This window comes from Xenorhabdus stockiae (assembly GCF_002632825.1).
Classification (GTDB): domain Bacteria; phylum Pseudomonadota; class Gammaproteobacteria; order Enterobacterales; family Enterobacteriaceae; genus Xenorhabdus; species Xenorhabdus stockiae.
In genome coordinates this window covers 25,848-42,973 of record NZ_NJAJ01000008.1, presented here as the reverse complement: position 1 = coordinate 42,973, position 17,126 = coordinate 25,848, and the positions used below count along the sequence as shown (strand labels likewise).

The window sequence follows — 17,126 nt, the reverse complement described above, 5'->3', positions numbered from 1 at the left end:
GGGTTTAAATTTCAATTCAATTGCTATACTTCAATATCAATGGAATCACCCTTTTCTTGCAGCCAGTTACGGCGGTCTTCCGAGCGTTTCTTCGCCAGAAGCATATCCATAACGGAAAGGGTTTCCTGATAATTTTCATCATTGATAGTCAATTGCACCAGACGGCGAGTATTGGGATCTAGCGTAGTTTCACGCAACTGCATCGGGTTCATTTCACCCAATCCTTTGAAGCGCTGAACATTTGGCTTACCACGCTTACGGCTCAGGCGGTCAAGTACCGCACTCTTTTCACCTTCATCCAGTGCATAGTGAACTTCTTTGCCAAGGTCGATACGATACAGTGGTGGCATCGCCATATAAACGTGACCGCGTTTGACCAGCGTCGGGAAATGGCGGACAAATAAGGCGCACAGCAGCGTTGCAATGTGCAGGCCATCGGAATCTGCATCGGCCAGAATACAGATTTTACCGTAACGCAGCTGGCTGAGATCTTCACTGTCAGGATCGATACCGATTGCGACCGAAATATCATGAACTTCCTGCGAAGCCAATACCTCATCTGAAGAGACTTCCCATGTATTCAGTATCTTACCGCGAAGAGGCATAATAGCCTGAAATTCACGATCACGGGCCTGTTTGGCAGAGCCACCAGCAGAATCCCCTTCCACCAGAAACAGTTCAGTGACATTCAGATCCTGTGAGGTACAGTCAGCCAGTTTCCCCGGCAATGCCGGGCCGTTGGTCAGCTTCTTACGTACCACTTTTTTGGCCGCGCGCATGCGGCGTTGAGCGCTGGCAATGGCCATTTCAGCTAATTGCTCTGCTTCCTGAATATGCTGGTTCAGCCACAGGCTGAATGCATCTTTGACAACACCGGAAACGAAAGCCGCAGACTGGCGCGATGACAGACGTTCTTTAGTCTGCCCGGCAAATTGTGGATCCTGCATTTTGAGGGATAATACATAAGCACAGCGATCCCAGATATCGTCAGCAGAAAGTTTGACGCCACGAGGCAAAATGTTGCGGAATTCACAGAACTCACGCATGGCATCCAGCAACCCCTGACGCAAGCCATTGACGTGGGTACCGCCCTGTATTGTCGGGATCAGGTTAACATAGCTTTCCGCCAGTAACTCACCTCCTTCCGGCAGCCAGAGCAGCGCCCAGTCCACTGCTTCAGTTTCGCCACTGAGTGCACCGACAAACGGGGCCTGAGGTAATGTCACCAGCCCATTAACCGCTTCCAGCAAATAGTCAGTCAGCCCATCGGCATAACACCATTTTTGCTCGGTTCCGGCCAGTTTATCCTTAAAGATAATTTCAACGCCGGGGCACAGAACTGCTTTTGCTTTCAGCAAATGAGCCAGGCGTGAAGTCGAAAAACGGGGAGTATCGAAATAGCTTTCATCCGGCCAGAAATGCACACTGGTACCGGTATTACGTTTTCCACAACTACCTATAACAGCCAGTTCCTGTACTTTATCGCCATTTTCGAAGGCGATCTGATGAACCTGACTGTCGCGACGAACGGTCACTTCGACCCGTTTGGACAGAGCATTAACGACCGAAATACCAACCCCGTGCAAGCCACCGGAGAACTGGTAGTTTTTATTGGAAAATTTACCACCTGCATGCAGACGGGTCAGGATCAATTCAACTGCTGATACTTTTTCTTCAGGATGGATATCAACCGGCATACCACGGCCATCATCTATCACTTCCAGAGACTGATCGCTGTGGAGAATCACTTGAATATGCTTTGCGTGACCAGCTAGCGCTTCGTCCACACTATTATCGATCACTTCCTGTGCCAGATGGTTCGGGCGGGCGGTGTCGGTATACATTCCTGGGCGGCGACGAACTGGCTCCAGGCCACTGAGGACTTCAATGGCCTCTGCGTTATAACTAGATTGAGTCATGTTGTAATTCTGTCGGTTGCTTCATGATTAAAGGGCCAATCAGTATTGATTACCCTACGTATTCCGGAACGCCATCAGAACGGCGTTAACCCGGAATCCATTGGATAGATACTGTTGATAATACCAGTCGCTTACCTATTTTTGGCAATTTTTTTACTATTGCCGCTGGCTAGCCCCAAGAAGTCAATGATTTGAGGAAAATAGTATTCGAAACCAATAAATGCATGATTTCCACCAGATTCGACGGTTTGTCTGCACTGCATCAGGTAGGCAACCGCCTGACGGTAGTCCAGCACTTCGTCCCCGGTTTGCTGCAATAACCAGATAAGATCCGGTGATTCCAACGGGTCAATATGCATTACTTTGAGGTCATGAATGTGGCTTTCTTCAAGAGTATACCGCTCTTCGGTATAAGGATTCACGTTTTCCCCAAGATAATCCTGAAGAAGATCGAATGGACGAACCGCAGGGTTGACGACTACGGCTGGCAGGCCAAAGCATTGTGAAAGCCAGATGGCCAGATAACCTCCTAATGAGGAACCAACCAAACCGATGTGTTCCCCTGAGCGGCTCATCACTATTTCTTCCAGTAAAGCTGCCGTATCTTCGGGGTAAGGAGGCAATTGTGGCACCAGCATCTCTATTTCAGGGTGCTGCTGGTGCAACCATGTTTTCAGCGCAGTTGCTTTTGCTGATTGGGATGAACTGTTAAAACCATGTAGGTAAAGTAACGTTGACATTAATACCCGTCCGAATCTAAATCCGGGCAAAATTCATTACTCTTGAGCCTATAAAGCTGCGTTTGCAGTTCTGCTTCTCCGCCACCAGTTACAGGCAATTCAAGGTAACGCCAACCCGGAGCCACTGTATCAAGCATAAAATTAGTACAATGTGGCTTAAATTGCACACAGGTTGATGGTGTTGCTATCACACGAATACCATTCCACATTACATCCAGCTCTTGATGGATGTGCCCGCACAGTATTGTTTTCACCTGCGATTTACCCTTCAGGCATTCTGCCAGTGCAGGAGCATTGCGCAGACTGTGCTGATCCAGCCATGTACAGCCGGATGGTACAGGATGATGATGAAGCATGACAATCGCCTGACGATCACTGTGTTCATCCAGACATTTACTCATCCATTCCAGCTGGTATTCCGTCAATTCGCCGTGGGGAACACCCTGCACCTGACTATCCAGCATGATAAGCTGCCAGTGCTGGCCGATGAATATTTGCTTGGAAGGTGAAATTCCCGCCGCCGCCAGTACATCAACCATAGCAGGCTGATAATCGTGATTACCGGGTAACCAGACACAAGGGGCGGGCAAACGGGCAATGCCTTCAACAAAATTCTGATAGGCACCGGGAGTCTGATCCTGAACTAAATCGCCGGTCGCAACGACCAAATCAATATCAATATTCTGCTCAAGGATCGCATCCAACACAGCATGATAACTGCGGTAGGTATTGATACCCAGCAGTGAGCCACCTTTATTGGCAAAAAGGTGCATGTCAGTGATTTGCAATATTCTTGCTGTGGCACCTTTCGCCACAGGTATTTCAAGCAGGCTTTCCAAATGGTTTCCTTTTCCTGTCGGTCATAGAGGGTCATTCTAACGTGTCTTTATGCATAAGATCTGCTGACTGGGGCACACTTCACGTTTCCCAACACAAAATTGCCGTTTATATTTCCAGCCACTCTTTTTTCAGTTTTTCATGGTGCAATGCCAGCCACTGTATTGCAATCACTGAAGCTGAATTATCAATAATTCCCTCTTCAACCCATTGATAAGCCTGCTCTCTGCTGACAACCAGTACCCGGATATCTTCATTTTCCCCTTCCAGACCATGGATACCTGAAGCAGTAGAAGAGTTGACTTCTCCTACAAAAATACTCATGCGCTCTGTTGTTCCTCCGGGGCTTGCAAGGTAACTCAGTGCCGGCTGGCAACGTTTAACTTCAATACCTGCTTCTTCTATCGCTTCACGGCGGACAACCTGCTCAGCATCTTCCCCTTCTTCAATCATGCCGGCAATCACTTCCAGCAACCATGGCGTCTGGCTGGTTTCTATCGCCGGAATGCGGATCTGTTCAATCAGGACAACTTCATCACGCACCGGATCATAAGGCAACAAAACACCGGCATGACCCCGTTCAAATACTTCACGCTTAATATTTTCGCTCCATCCTCCACGAAACAGACGGTGTCTGAATTGATACTCCGTCATTTTGAAAAAACCGTGATAGAGTGTTTTTCGGGAAATGACTTCAACATCTTGTTTCGAAAACGTAAATGGTTTTTCTGAATCTATCGATTTTGTAGAAATAAGCGGTGAGGTAAGATCTTCGCGCATAAAAGCTCCTGTTTGTTATCTTTTAATTCTCTACTATTAAAATGTATTTTTTCACATTGTTCTAAATAAATTGATTTTGAAGATACAAACACTCTAGAAAATAAGGCAATATGGCACAAACAGCCACCTTATACTGCAAGTATTCTCTGCTAGAATCTGTGATATTGTTTTTATGCAGAGGCAACTTAAGCAAAATAGCTGCACAACAAGGAACGCAAATGAAAAAATTGCTATCTCTTTTTATCGCTATGAATCTGGTAGGTTTCAGTACTTCAGGCCACGCAGAAGACCTGTTACAAATTTATAAACAGGCGAAAGAAACTAACCCTGAGTTGCTTAAGGCGCTGGCTGATCGCAATTCGGTTTTTGAAGGGATTAATTTAGCCCGCAGTCCTTTGTTACCTCAACTAGGTTTGGGTGCAAAAACTGGTTATGAAAAGAATTTTCGCAACAGTAAGCAAGAGACTCGGAATACCAGCGCTGGATTAACGCTGGAGCAGACCATTTTCGATATGTCCAAATGGAACAAACTGAATCAGGCTGAAAAGAAAGCAGGGATTGCCGATATTAGTTATCAAGCAGCCCAGCAGAAATTAATTCTGGATACCGCCAACGCTTATTTTGATGTCCTGAGCAAAATTGATGCTCTGACCTATAGCGAAGCTCAGAAATCCTCACTCTACCGGCAACTGGATCAGACAACCCAGCGCTTCAATGTGGGGCTGGCCGCCATTACTGACGTCCAGAACGCCCGGGCCCAGTATGATTCTATTCTGGCACAGGAAGTTTATGACCGTAATGAGCTGGATAACTCACTGGAAAAATTGCGCCTGATTACCGGTGTTTATTACCCACAGCTGGCTTCATTGAACATTGACCACTTCAAGACAAGTAAGCCAAAACCAGCTGAAGACTTGCTGAAAGAAGCCGAAACCCGCAATCTCAACCTGTTATCTGCACGCTTGATGCAAGATTTGAAACGTGAGCAGATCAAAGATGCTCAGACTGGTTATATGCCAACTCTCGGGTTGTCAGCCAGTACAGGGGTCCAAAATACTCATACGCGCCGTAACAATAACGGTAATCCAAGCACCAATCAATATGGTGGTAGCAATTCTGTCAGTGTCTCATTCAGCATGCCACTTTACAGCGGTGGTGCAACCAGCTCTCAGGTAGAACAGGCTAAATATGATTTCCTCTCCAGTAGTCAGGATTTGGAAAATACTTACCGTAAGGTGATTCAGGATGTTCGTTCTTCCTCCAATGATATTGGAGCGTCTATCAGTAGCATTGAAGCGAACAAACAAGCCGTGCTCTCCGCAGAAAGTTCACTGCACTCAATGGAAGCCGGTTATCAGGTAGGAACCCGTACTATTGTTGACGTGCTGGATTCAACCACCAAACTGTATCAAGCCAAAAAGAATCTGTCTCAGGCGCGCTATAAGTATCTGATAAGTCTACTGGTTAATCAGCAATCCCGTGGTACTTTGAACGAAGACGATCTGGCGGCACTGAATAATATACTGGGAACACAGGTTTCAACCTCTGCCAGCAATATTATTAAAGAGATGAAAACACCATCAATTCGCTGAATTAATGCGCTATCGTTTTAGATTAAAAAACGTTATATTAAACGCGCTATACTCAATAAACAGCCCGCCGTTGTGTGGGCTATTTTTTAATAGATCCTAATGAGCCATCCCATTGTGAATTACTGGTGGGATTAGCTCTTAATCTAATCTGATACCTTTAAGATGGATGCTCCCTATGACAATGAAACGGACAAAAGAGATTAACCGCGATAGTTTCCGCAAAGCGTGGAAACAATATCGTCTGGCACCTGTAGCACTCGCTGTCAGTGCTGTTTTCATGCTTTCTGCCTGTGAACAGAACGATGAAACGGTATCGCTTTATACCAATGCCGATGAGTGTTCCAAGGCAAATCCTTCTCAAAGTGAACAATGTACCATTGCTTATAACAACGCCCTGAAAGAAGCAGAGAAAACTGCACCAAAATATGCGACCCGTGAAGACTGTGTGGCCGAATTTGGTGAACAGCAATGTACTCAGGCTCCTGCACAGGCAGGTGTCGGTAGTCAGGCTGAGGCACAAAGCAGTGGCGGAAGCTTCTGGATGCCTTTGATGGCGGGTTATATGATGGGGCAACTGATGGGTAACAGATCTGCGCCTTCGCAACCGCTGTTCTCATCAAAATCAGCCAGCAGCCCGGCTAATGGTAAATTTGTTGACGCTACAGGTAAAAGTTATGGCCCGGCTACCGCTGGCGGCCGCAGCATGTCTGTACCAAAGACCGCAATGGCACCAAAACCGGCAACCACAACGACAATTACCCGTGGCGGGTTCGGTGATTCGGTGGCAAAACAATCCAGTATGCAGCGTTCATCTGCTGGCTCAAGTTCCAGTTCTTCCCGTTCAATGGGTGGCTAAGTCAAAGTGAGTATTAAGTAAAGATGAAACGCATTAGTATTACTGAGCGCCCGGACTGGCGCGAAAAAGCAACAGAATATGGCTTTAATTTCCATACCATGTATGACCAGCCTTACTGGAGTGAAGAGGCCTATTATCAGTTCAGTCTGAGTCAGATTGAAGAAATTGAAGATGCTACCGCAGAGCTGCATCAGATGTGTTTGCAGGTTGTGGAAAAAGTCGTCAATAGTGAAGAGCTGCTGACAAAATTCCAGATCCCGAAGCATTGCTGGGAGTTTGTCCGCTCTTCATGGGTAACCAGCCAGCCTTCACTCTATTCCCGTCTGGATTTTGCCTACGATGGTCAGAATCCACCAAAACTGCTGGAAAATAATGCCGATACCCCGACATCCCTGTATGAGTCGGCATTCTTCCAGTGGATCTGGCTGGAAGATCAGGTCAATGCTGGCCATCTGCCGTCGAATGCAGACCAATTCAACAGCCTACAGGAAAAGCTGATCGAGCGTTTTGCGCAATTACGCGAAAAACACGGGTTTGGTCTGCTGCATATGGCATGTTGTCAGGATAGTGAAGAAGACCGTGGCACAATCCAGTATTTGCAGGATTGTGCTTCAGAAGCCGGTATTCCGACAGAATTCCTGTTTATTGAAGATATCGGTCTAGGTGAAAAGGGGCAGTTTACGGATTTACAGGATCAGGTGATCGGTAATCTGTTTAAGCTGTATCCGTGGGAATTCATGCTGCGTGAAATCTTCTCGACCAAACTGGCTGATGCCGGAGTCCGTTGGCTCGAACCAGCATGGAAAAGTATTATTTCCAACAAAGCATTATTGCCGATGCTATGGAAAATGTTCCCGAATCACCCTAATCTGTTGCCTGCTTACTTTGCTGATGAACGTCCGGCAAACATGGACAGCTACGTGATTAAACCTTTATTTTCACGTGAAGGGGCCAATATCCGTATTATCGAGAATGGCCGGGAGATAGCCAGTGCAGATGGCCCTTATGGTGAAGAAGGCATGATTGTTCAGCAGTTCCATGCCCTGCCTAAATTCGGCGATAACCATGCGCTGGTAGGAAGCTGGTTAGTGAACGATCAGGCTGCGGGTATCTGTATCCGCGAAGACCGTGAATTAATCACACAAGATCTGTCCCGCTTCTATCCGCATATCATTCTGGATTAATTCAGTCATATCCAATCGATTTTGAATTGCATAGCATCAGCGAACAGGTAGTAACCCCCAGGAACATAGATAACTATGTGACTGGGGTGGACGAACATAGCCAATAAAGTGCCCGTTCGAAAGATGAAGGGAATTACCCTAACTGGATTGTCAGCATACTTAAGGAGCCATCTTCAATCCCTTCAACGGGCGTTGAAATTGGCTCTTCTTTATCCCATGTTCCCAGTACATAAAAAAGTGGCATAAAGTGTTCAGGTGTCGGGTGGGATAATTTACCGTCTTCCCTGTCTAAGGACTGAAGTAACGGGTGTGGCTCTTCAATACTCGTCAGGTTTTCACGTACAAACTGCTCAAAAGAGAGTGCCCACGGGTAAGGTTCTGCACCCAACTCTTCGGCTGGCAGGTTATGCACAACATTCCCGCTGCCGATGATCATAACGCCTTCATCCCGTAGCATAGATAGTTTTCTACCTATATCATAATAGAAAGCAGTCGACTGATTACGATCTATGCTCAGCTGTACCACCGGAATATCCGCATCAGGGTACATTTTAGCTAATATTCCCCAGGAACCATGATCCAATCCCCATTCGTCAAAATCAGTTTCGACCTCAATCGGCTCAAGAATATCCTGTACCAAAACAGCCAGTTCAGGAAAACCTTTCACTGGATACTGTTTTTCATGCAACTCACGGGGGAAATTACCAAAATCGTGGATAGTTCTGGGCTGAGACATTGCCGTCACAGCAGTACCATCTATATACCAATGCGCAGAAATTACCAGAATGGCTCTTGGTCTGGGCAGTTTTTGTCCTAACTCAAACCAGGCTCGTGAATAACAATTATCTTCAATGGCATTCATTGGGCTACCGTGACCAATGAACAAGGCGGGCATTCTCAGGAGACTCATTCTCGTCCCTCATACAGCAAATCAAACATGGTGGATTATGGATAGCGACAAAAAAATTATGGCAAGATTATGATGTTTCTTCCCTGAATATGGCCAATCAAAAAATGATGGGGTACTTTAAAAATACTGAAAGGCCACAGGGTGTGGACTGCGGCCTTATAAGCGTACATGCGATAAGAACTGATATATTCTATCCTGTTCGGCCTTTTATTCCGAACTTTTTTTACCCATCATGGCTCAGAATTTAGTTCTATCAGCTACAAATTAAGAACCATGAAATATTCCATGCTAATGGAGGACGATACCAGCAGAAGAAAACCATCGTGCTGAATCAGCTGACAGCTTTTTCCATTTTAATGCGATACTCAACCAAATCTTCAATTGTGACCACTGGCATATCGTGCTGTTGAGCAAATTCAATCACCTCAGGTGCTCTGGCCATGGAGCCATCATCATTCGTTAGCTCACACAACACACCCGCTGGTTTAAAGCCTGCCAGTTTGACCAAATCAATCGTTGCTTCTGTATGACCACGGCGGGTCAAAACCCCCCCGTTCTGCGCCCGTAGAGGAAAAACATGTCCTGGACGATTCAGATCATCAGGTTGTGCACCATCTGCAATAGCCGCACGAATGGTTGTAATACGATCTGCGGCAGATACGCCTGTTGTCACTCCCTGTGCAGCTTCAATCGTGATAGTAAAAGCCGTCTGATACTGGCTTGAATTGTTTTCCACCATCATAGGCAACTGTAATTGCCGACGGCGCTCATCTGTCATGCAAAGACACACAATGCCGCTGCCATGACGGATGGTTAATGCCATTTGTTCTACAGTCATGGTTTCGGCAACGAAAATCATATCACCTTCATTTTCACGATTTTCATCATCCAATACCATTACCCCACCGCCTGCACGTAAAGCCGCGATCGCGCGTTCAACACGTTGGAATGGGGTGCCATAGGAAGAAAGTAGCGTCTGATTCATGGTAAAAAAACCTCTTTTAAGTATATGGGTTACCAGAATCAGGGCGATTTTGAGGAGTTGATATTGCTTAAAAATGAAGCAACAAAAACAACAGACGAGCGCAAGCGCCCGATTGATGCTGTTATTCTCTCCCATCCGGACTATAACCGTCGGCTCCAGAGTCACACTGGATCTGCTGACCTCTATTTATACTCCGGTTGTTTTTATTGTTAACAACAACGGAATAACGACAAATAGAGCGCTCGCGGGCTTCATAAAATCACCAGAAGATGATTTCACTTTACCGCCGGTAGGGACTTTCACCCTGCCCTGAGATAAACCATTCGACTATAACGTTAATGCTTCATCAGGGCAATTAGTAAAAACCAAATATAAAACCTGTCTCTCAATCATTTGTGCTTTCGCCAACAGGTATTAAAATAGCGACAACATTATTTTTATTAATAACAGCCCGGTGACTATACACAATGGATTTCAAGCTGCATCGCGGCGGCAAGGGAGTAAACCCCTAGGAGCATAGATAACTATGTGACTAGGGTGAGCGAACGCAGCCAACAAAGAGGCAGCTTGAAAGACGACGTGTATAAACGATGCTGTCAGTAAAAGGATACCCATTATGCTCGATCCCAAAAAAATTGAACAAATTGCCCGCCAAATCCACAATGCGATGCCGAAAGGTGTAAAAGAGTTTGGTGATGATATAGAGAAAAAATTGCGCACTGTATTGCAATCTCAGTTGAGCAAGCTGGATCTCGTCAACCGTGAGGAATTTGATGTTCAGACTCAGGTGTTACTGCGTACCCGTGAAAAACTGATCAGTATGGAACAGCGCCTGAACGAACTGGAAGCTCGTTTCGAAACCCCAAAAACAGCGATTGATGCCGAAGAGAGTCATGGCGAAAAGAAAGCTGATTAATACATAAGGAGAATTGCAACAAAATACAATTCTCCCAATCATTCAGGCTATGCCGTTGATGTCACCCGTTAAATTACGCAAAAAACATAACGGCATTATGGCTCAGATCAAATTACTGACTTTTTATCGCCTTAATAATATTAGTCGTTGAGATTCCGTCTTCAAAATTCAGCACCTGCACTTCACCACCAGCGGCCCAGACTTCCTCACTGCCAGCAATCTCTTCGGGCTTATAATCCCCGCCCTTGACCAGAATATCAGGCAAAATGCCCGCAATTAGGCGCTGCGGTGTATCTTCTTCAAATGCAACAACCCAGTCCACTGACTCCAGTGCAGACAGTACAATCATTCGCTGTTCCAGCGGATTAACTGGTCGCGTTTCACCTTTCAGGCGTCTGGTTGAGGCATCACTGTTAACCGCCACAATTAGGCGATCGCCCAGTTTACGGGCATTGGACAAATAAGAAACGTGCCCGGCATGGAGAATATCGAAACAGCCGTTCGTCATTACGATACGTTCACCACGCTGACGCGCCTGCTCAACGACTTCTTTCAGGCGTGATTCATTCATCACACCAAAGCCTGTTTCTGCACGCCCACGCACGGCATTTTCCAATTCCACCGGGGAAACAGTGGAAGTTCCCAGCTTACCGACTACCACTCCCGCCGCCGCATTAGCCAGATAACAGGCTTCAGCCAGTGGTTTACCGGCTGCAATAGCCGTTGCCAGCACGCCAATCACTGTGTCACCGGCGCCCGTTACATCAAAAACCTCCTGCGCCTGAGTGGGCAGATGTAAAGGAGGCTGCCCGACACGCAGCAGACTCATGCCACGCTCTGAACGGGTGATTAACAGCGCTTTCAGTTCCAGATCCTGTACCAACTGCGTACCTTTACGCACCAGTTCATCATCATCTTTGCAATGACCAACCACAGCTTCAAATTCTGACATATTCGGAGTCAGCAGTGTTGCGCCACGATAACGCTCAAAGTCGTGGCCTTTAGGATCGATCAGAACAGGAACACCAGCAGCATTTGCCAGCTTAATCATTGCCTGAACCTGACTCAGCGCGCCTTTTGCGTAATCGGACAATACCAGTGCGCCGATATTTGGCAGAGATTGCTGAATTTTCTCCAGCATTGGCTGAGCATCTACGTTCTGAAAACCTTCTTCAAAATCCAGACGGATCAGTTGCTGATTACGCGAAAGAATGCGTAATTTCGTAATAGTCGGATGGGTTGAAACGGAAACAAAGTCACACCGGACTTTCACGCTGCTCAGTTTTTCGCTTAATGCACGGGCAGCATCATCAATACCCGTTAACCCGACTAAATGTGAATTAGCGCCCAATGATGCGATATTCATAGCAACGTTAGCTGCTCCGCCCGGACGCTCTTCGATGGTGTCAACTTTAACAACAGGAACCGGCGCTTCCGGTGAAATGCGGCTGGTTGGGCCGTACCAATAGCGATCTAACATGACATCGCCAACAACCAAAACACCTGCACGGTGAAAATCAGGGAGTGCTACGTTCATCCCATGCTCCAAATATCAGAATAAATTGTGGCGGATATTACCATAACCAGCCAAAATGCCAGAAAGAACCCTCAGAAAAAGCCAAACTCACTGTGCTTTATCTCCAAGCCATTTCTGCCAACTATTGTGTACGAGTGCTTTCTGTTGGATGAACCGTTCAGCAGGTACATGACTGGATAGTGCCTGTAAAGCAAGCTGGTGCAGTTCATTGCGCAGAGTGATATAAGCCTGTGTCAATGCACTTGCTTCCTCCTCGCCCATAATATTGTATTCAGCCATTAACTCAAAAATACGGACATTATCAGACCAGCGCACCAGTTTGGCATTTTCTGGCGCGTAACGCAGTACCTGATATTGGGCGATAAATTCAATGTCGGTGATCCCTCCGGGATCAGCTTTAATATCAAACTGACCATGTTGGTGGCTTCCCAGATGCCGATACATTTTTTCGCGCATTTCACGTACTTGTTGGCGCAACAGTTCAGGCTCCCGTGGCATACATAGCGTTTCACCGCGAATACGCTCAAAATCGCTCCGCATTTTTTCATCACCAAATACCATCCGGGCACGAATCAAAGCCTGATGTTCCCACGTCCATGCCTCTTTTTTCTGATATTCATCAAAGGCTTCAAGAGTACTGACCAACATGCCTGACTCGCCGGACGGCCGTAGTCGGGCATCCACCTCATACAACACCCCTGACGCGGTTCGGGTACTGAACAAATGAAGTATCCGCTGGGCCAGACGCAAATAGAACTGACGGGCATCAATGGAGCGATCACCATCAGTCATTACCCCAATCGGGCAATCCAGTAAAAACACCAGATCCAAATCAGAACCATAACCCAGTTCCCATCCACCTAATTTGCCATAGCCAAGAATGGCAAAACCAAGCCCCTGACGTTGCGATAAATGAGTTGGTGTGCCGAAACGTTTTACCATCTGGTTCCATGCCAGATGCACAACCGCACCGATAATCGCTTCAGCCAGATAAGTCAGATGATCACTGACTTTCATAACCGACAGGGCACCCGCGATATCTTCTGCGGCTATCCGCAATAGTTGTGCCTGTTTGAACTGCCTCAGAGCTTCCAGTAACTGCTCTTCATCATCTTCAGGAATACGCAATAAGTATTGATACAGCTCATCCCGATATGCATCCAACGGTAATGGCTTATACAAGGAAGTCGGATCGAGTAATTCATCCAGTAATAGAGGGTGATGGCTAAGCTGGCAAGCAATCATCGGAGAAGCGGCACACAAACGAATAACGTGGGTCATCACCTGTTCTGATTCCAGAATCAGCTCCAGATAGGTTGTCCGGCTGACGATACTCAGTAATAAGGGAATAACCCGCTCCAATACGGTATTGGTATCTTCTCTTGCCACAATTTTTGCCAGCAGACGTGGCATCAGATGATCCAGCACGTCACGCCCCCGTGGGCCAATGGTACGCTTACTGATATCATTACGTAGCGACACCATCGTCTCGAGCATTTTTTGGGCTTCAGGTTCACTGAGATGAGGAACAAGTGCCATCAGTTCGTCTCTGTTCAGGTACTCCAGCCATAAGCTCTTAAACGGCACATGAGCGGAGACTTCACCATTACCCTCAGTTTCATCACCGATCAGCTGCTGAAAAATATCCCGCACAACCAGCATATTTTTTTCTGTTTCTGCTGTTAAATGATCCCAGTCAGAAAATCCCATTCCCCAGCATAAACGGGCACGATCCAGCTCACTCTCCGGTAACGTCTGGGTTTGTTGATCACGAATGGATTGCAGCAAATTCTCAAGCCGACGTAAGAACAGGTAACTTTCTTTGAGTTGTCTGACCTGCTCCTGAGTTAATAATGCCAATGTTTCGATGGCTTCCAGTGCCCGTAATAATGAACGGGATTGCAGGATGGGTTCTCTGCCTCCGCGGATCAACTGAAATACCTGTGTGATAAATTCAATTTCCCGAATTCCACCGGCACCCAATTTAATGTTGTCTTTTAAACCCCGCCGACGAACTTCCCGCTCAATCATATTCTTCATGTTGCGTAACGACTGGATCACACTGAAATCAATATAGCGGCGATAGACAAATGGCCTCAACATCTGGCGTAATTCGTTACAGTAAGCCTGATCATCATGCCCCAGAATCCGCGCCTTGATTAACGCGTAACGCTCCCAATCCCGTCCCTGTTCCTGATAATAATCCTCCAGTGCCGGGAAGCTGAATACCAACGGCCCACTATCACCAAACGGACGTAATCGCATATCAACACGATAAACAAAACCATCGATCGTCTGCTGATCCAATACCTTGATCAGTTTTTGCCCCAGTCGGGTAAAAAACTGCGCGTTATCCATTTCACGGCGACCACCTCGTGTCACACCGTTTTCCGGATAGGCAAAAATCAGATCAATGTCAGAAGAAAAATTAAGTTCTCCTCCTCCCAGTTTACCCATACCGAGGATCAATAGTGGCTGTGCAACACCAGCCTGATCCGTGGGAGTTCCCCAACTCTGACAGCAATGACGGTACAACCAGTCACGGGCAGCAATAATCAGTGTTTCTGCCAGTACACTCAATTGTTGCAGTGTCTGCTCTGTTGTACTGCTGCGCAGAGCCTGTGACCATGCAATTCTCACCAACATTCTGTTACGGAAAAGGCGTAAAGACCGCATTAGTCCATTTTCGTCATTGGCTGAAGACAAAGCCTGATTCAGCCATTCAGCCAACCATGTAGAATAGTATTTCCACTCATCAGGCTGCGGAGGATCCTGGCGGATCTCATCCAGCCATTCAGCGCGAGTCAGCAAATTTTCTGCTACAAAGTCACTTATCGCCAACACCGCCTGTTCATGAGGTGCAAAGTTGTCTGCGATTACCTCTGATTGCCGGAATGATGGCTGAAAGTGCATCACCGTGTGCTTCAATTGATGAGTTAAAACGGATGAAAGTGGCAGCATAGTCAGGTTCCATTGTTTATGGTAATTGGGTCATCAACCACTGAGTCAGTGCCAGTTTACATTGCAACCATTTCGCGCTGTAACACATGTTTTCTGCACCAGCCTCTGCATCGGCTATAGAAAGGCTCTCTTCTAATTCAGACAATAAACCCAGTGCCGGAGCTGTTCCGCCTTGCTTTTCAACCAGTAGTCCTGCCCGTTTTAAAACTTTCTCTAAGCCTGCTTTTCCTGCATTGATCCCTGCCAGCCATCCTTCCTCTTGTTCCTGCCACTGTTGCAGGATATCTGTCAAAAGAACAGATAACGGTTGCTGCCATTCCGGCGTTTCAGAGATCTCCGCTTCCATACTGACCAAGTTAATGGACGAGGCTTCTCTGACAAGCGCATAACCCCGTGCCGCTTTGCTACTGTTTGCCAGCCGCAATCCCCCCTGAACCGCCAGCTCCTCAGCTAGTGACAATACATCAGACACCTGTCCGGTTTTCAGCTCCAGTTCAAATTCACAAATAGGCGAGGCTTTCTCTCCGGCACGGATTTCTCCCTGATCCAGAACCACTTCGATTTCACTCTGTCCATAGTTCACCAGCCATTTTTCACGGGAAAAATCCGTGCTGAACAGATCCGCCAACGCAGACTGCAATTGAGTAATATCGGTATTTTCAGGCCAGATATCAGCAGGAAACAGGGCTAAATTCAGTTTTGGCTGATGAAGAGGAACGTTGAACTCTGGTCTCTGATGCAAGCCACCAATAACCCGTCCGGCTGTTTTAATCGTCATTTCATACTGTTGGTCAAAGCCACGAATACGCAGCCCCATATCCCAGCGACGCAGCTGGTTATCCGATGTTTCAAAGTAAATATTGGTCAAATGTTGTGGTGAGGTGTAATGATTAGGAAGCTGGAATAATCGGTCGCGTACTGTCGATATCGTTTCGGGTTTTACTGACAGTTTCAACTCTACTTCTACAGAACGCATATCTATCTCTCTCTCGGTTCATACTGCGCGGTTCGTTTTTCATCCTGACCACGGTTTTTTCAGGGAAATTCTTCAGAGAAGTTTTTCAGAATATGAAAAATAAACCACAATAGCCTGTTCTCTCAACAATGATTGTGCTACTCCATCAAAAAAACCCTAACAATATCGATATTCGGTCAGTTGATTGAACATTCATTCTGGTTTACTGATTGCACCCACAAACTTAACTCTTTACTATCAGCCTGAGTAGTTTGAAAAATTGGATAGCTTGAATCACGTTAATCACATACACCAAAACAGTTGACAACAGAATGCAGAAACTACATCGATTACTTATTTTATTACTTGGTTTTACACTTCCGTTATCCGTGCATGCTGAAGAAAAACGTTATGTTTCCGATGAACTATCAGCCTACATTCGTAGCGGCCCAAGTAATCAGAACCGCATCATGGGCTCATTGAATGCCGGTTCAGAAGTCATTCTGGTGAATCCTAAATCAGAGAATGGCTACTCGCAGATAAAGGACAGCAAAGGGCGTACAAGTTGGATCTTATCCAGTGAACTCAGCGCTATTCCCAGTGTGCACGAGCGTATTCCCGCTATGGAGCAGAAAATTAAAACGCTGACTGAGCAATTGGCTAATATTGATAATAGCTGGAATGAGCGTACTGCTGAAATGCAGGACAAAGTCGCTGCCAGCGATAGAATCATCAATGACTTAAAAGCCGAGAATACCAAACTCCATAACAAGCTGACTGTAGCGGAGAAAAAAGTAGAAATTGCTAACCTACAGCTCGATGATAAACAAAGAGAAATCATTTTGCAGTGGTTCATGTATGGCGGTGCTGTCGCTGGTATCGGCCTGCTGTTGGGGCTTGTTCTGCCACATATCATTCCGCGTCGGAAACGCAAAGATCGCTGGATGAGCTGAT

14 protein-coding genes and 1 riboswitch are annotated in these 17,126 nt (G+C 46.5%); of the genes, 5 read left to right on the top strand and 9 right to left on the bottom strand.

Annotation, left to right across the window (positions count from 1 at the left end; translation table 11 throughout):
- Window positions 1-23 precede the first annotated feature (23 nt).
- The 4 genes from parE to nudF all read right to left on the bottom strand — a co-directional run bounded on the left by parE (window position 24) and on the right by nudF (window position 4,276).
- Window positions 24-1,919 (bottom strand): DNA topoisomerase IV subunit B, encoded by a 1,896-nt coding sequence (gene parE / locus Xsto_RS05295; protein WP_099108977.1) that lies wholly within the window; start codon window positions 1,917-1,919, stop codon window positions 24-26.
- A gap of 131 nt (window positions 1,920-2,050) precedes the next feature.
- Window positions 2,051-2,659, bottom strand: a complete 609-nt coding sequence (yqiA, locus tag Xsto_RS05290) for an esterase YqiA (RefSeq protein WP_099108978.1) — start codon at window positions 2,657-2,659, stop codon at window positions 2,051-2,053.
- The gene (gene cpdA / locus Xsto_RS05285) at window positions 2,659-3,498 is read right to left on the bottom strand and encodes a 3',5'-cyclic-AMP phosphodiesterase (protein ID WP_099108979.1); all 840 of its coding nucleotides are present in this window, start codon (window positions 3,496-3,498) and stop codon (window positions 2,659-2,661) included. Before cpdA ends, yqiA begins: the two co-directional genes overlap by 1 nt.
- 106 nt (window positions 3,499-3,604) lie before the next feature.
- The gene (gene nudF / locus Xsto_RS05280) at window positions 3,605-4,276 is read right to left on the bottom strand and encodes an ADP-ribose diphosphatase (RefSeq protein ID WP_099124306.1); all 672 of its coding nucleotides are present in this window, start codon (window positions 4,274-4,276) and stop codon (window positions 3,605-3,607) included.
- 218 nt (window positions 4,277-4,494) lie between these two features.
- Between nudF and tolC the strand changes: the two genes are divergently transcribed.
- From tolC to Xsto_RS05265, 3 genes are all read left to right on the top strand, one after another.
- Window positions 4,495-5,868: an outer membrane channel protein TolC gene (gene tolC, locus Xsto_RS05275; protein WP_099124305.1), complete on the top strand. Its 1,374-nt coding sequence runs from the start codon at window positions 4,495-4,497 to the stop codon at window positions 5,866-5,868.
- Between the two features lie 181 nt (window positions 5,869-6,049).
- Window positions 6,050-6,724, top strand: coding sequence for a DUF1190 family protein (locus Xsto_RS05270; protein ID WP_193756882.1), 675 nt, complete (start codon window positions 6,050-6,052; stop codon window positions 6,722-6,724).
- A 23-nt stretch (window positions 6,725-6,747) separates the two neighbouring features.
- A complete protein-coding gene (locus Xsto_RS05265; RefSeq protein ID WP_099124304.1) occupies window positions 6,748-7,908 on the top strand; it encodes a glutathionylspermidine synthase family protein in 1,161 nt (386 codons plus the stop codon).
- A 133-nt stretch (window positions 7,909-8,041) separates the two neighbouring features.
- On the opposite strand, the gene ygiD is transcribed toward Xsto_RS05265, so the two are convergent.
- Both ygiD and ribB read right to left on the bottom strand, forming a co-directional pair.
- Window positions 8,042-8,818, bottom strand: a complete 777-nt coding sequence (gene ygiD, locus Xsto_RS05260; RefSeq protein WP_099108984.1) for a 4,5-DOPA-extradiol-dioxygenase — start codon at window positions 8,816-8,818, stop codon at window positions 8,042-8,044.
- A 331-nt stretch (window positions 8,819-9,149) separates the two neighbouring features.
- Entirely contained in the window at window positions 9,150-9,803 is a 654-nt protein-coding gene (ribB, locus tag Xsto_RS05255) for a 3,4-dihydroxy-2-butanone-4-phosphate synthase (RefSeq protein ID WP_099108985.1), read from the bottom strand.
- A gap of 119 nt (window positions 9,804-9,922) precedes the next feature.
- Window positions 9,923-10,124, bottom strand: a riboswitch (FMN riboswitch).
- 295 nt (window positions 10,125-10,419) lie between these two features.
- On the opposite strand from ribB, the gene ubiK reads away from it, so the two are divergent.
- Window positions 10,420-10,719 (top strand): ubiquinone biosynthesis accessory factor UbiK, encoded by a 300-nt coding sequence (ubiK, locus tag Xsto_RS05250; protein WP_099108986.1) that lies wholly within the window; start codon window positions 10,420-10,422, stop codon window positions 10,717-10,719.
- Between the two features lie 112 nt (window positions 10,720-10,831).
- On the opposite strand, the gene hldE is transcribed toward ubiK, so the two are convergent.
- From hldE to Xsto_RS05235, 3 genes are all read right to left on the bottom strand, one after another.
- Window positions 10,832-12,256: a bifunctional D-glycero-beta-D-manno-heptose-7-phosphate kinase/D-glycero-beta-D-manno-heptose 1-phosphate adenylyltransferase HldE gene (gene hldE / locus Xsto_RS05245; RefSeq protein ID WP_099108987.1), complete on the bottom strand. Its 1,425-nt coding sequence runs from the start codon at window positions 12,254-12,256 to the stop codon at window positions 10,832-10,834.
- Between the two features lie 87 nt (window positions 12,257-12,343).
- The gene (glnE, locus tag Xsto_RS05240) at window positions 12,344-15,217 is read right to left on the bottom strand and encodes a bifunctional [glutamate--ammonia ligase]-adenylyl-L-tyrosine phosphorylase/[glutamate--ammonia-ligase] adenylyltransferase (protein WP_099124303.1); all 2,874 of its coding nucleotides are present in this window, start codon (window positions 15,215-15,217) and stop codon (window positions 12,344-12,346) included.
- Between the two features lie 16 nt (window positions 15,218-15,233).
- Window positions 15,234-16,193, bottom strand: a complete 960-nt coding sequence (locus tag Xsto_RS05235; protein ID WP_211284289.1) for a CYTH domain-containing protein — start codon at window positions 16,191-16,193, stop codon at window positions 15,234-15,236.
- 311 nt (window positions 16,194-16,504) lie between these two features.
- Here Xsto_RS05235 and Xsto_RS05230 point away from each other — a divergent pair, with 311 nt between their 5' ends.
- Entirely contained in the window at window positions 16,505-17,125 is a 621-nt protein-coding gene (locus tag Xsto_RS05230; protein ID WP_099108990.1) for a TIGR04211 family SH3 domain-containing protein, read from the top strand.
- Window position 17,126: the final 1 nt, after the last annotated feature.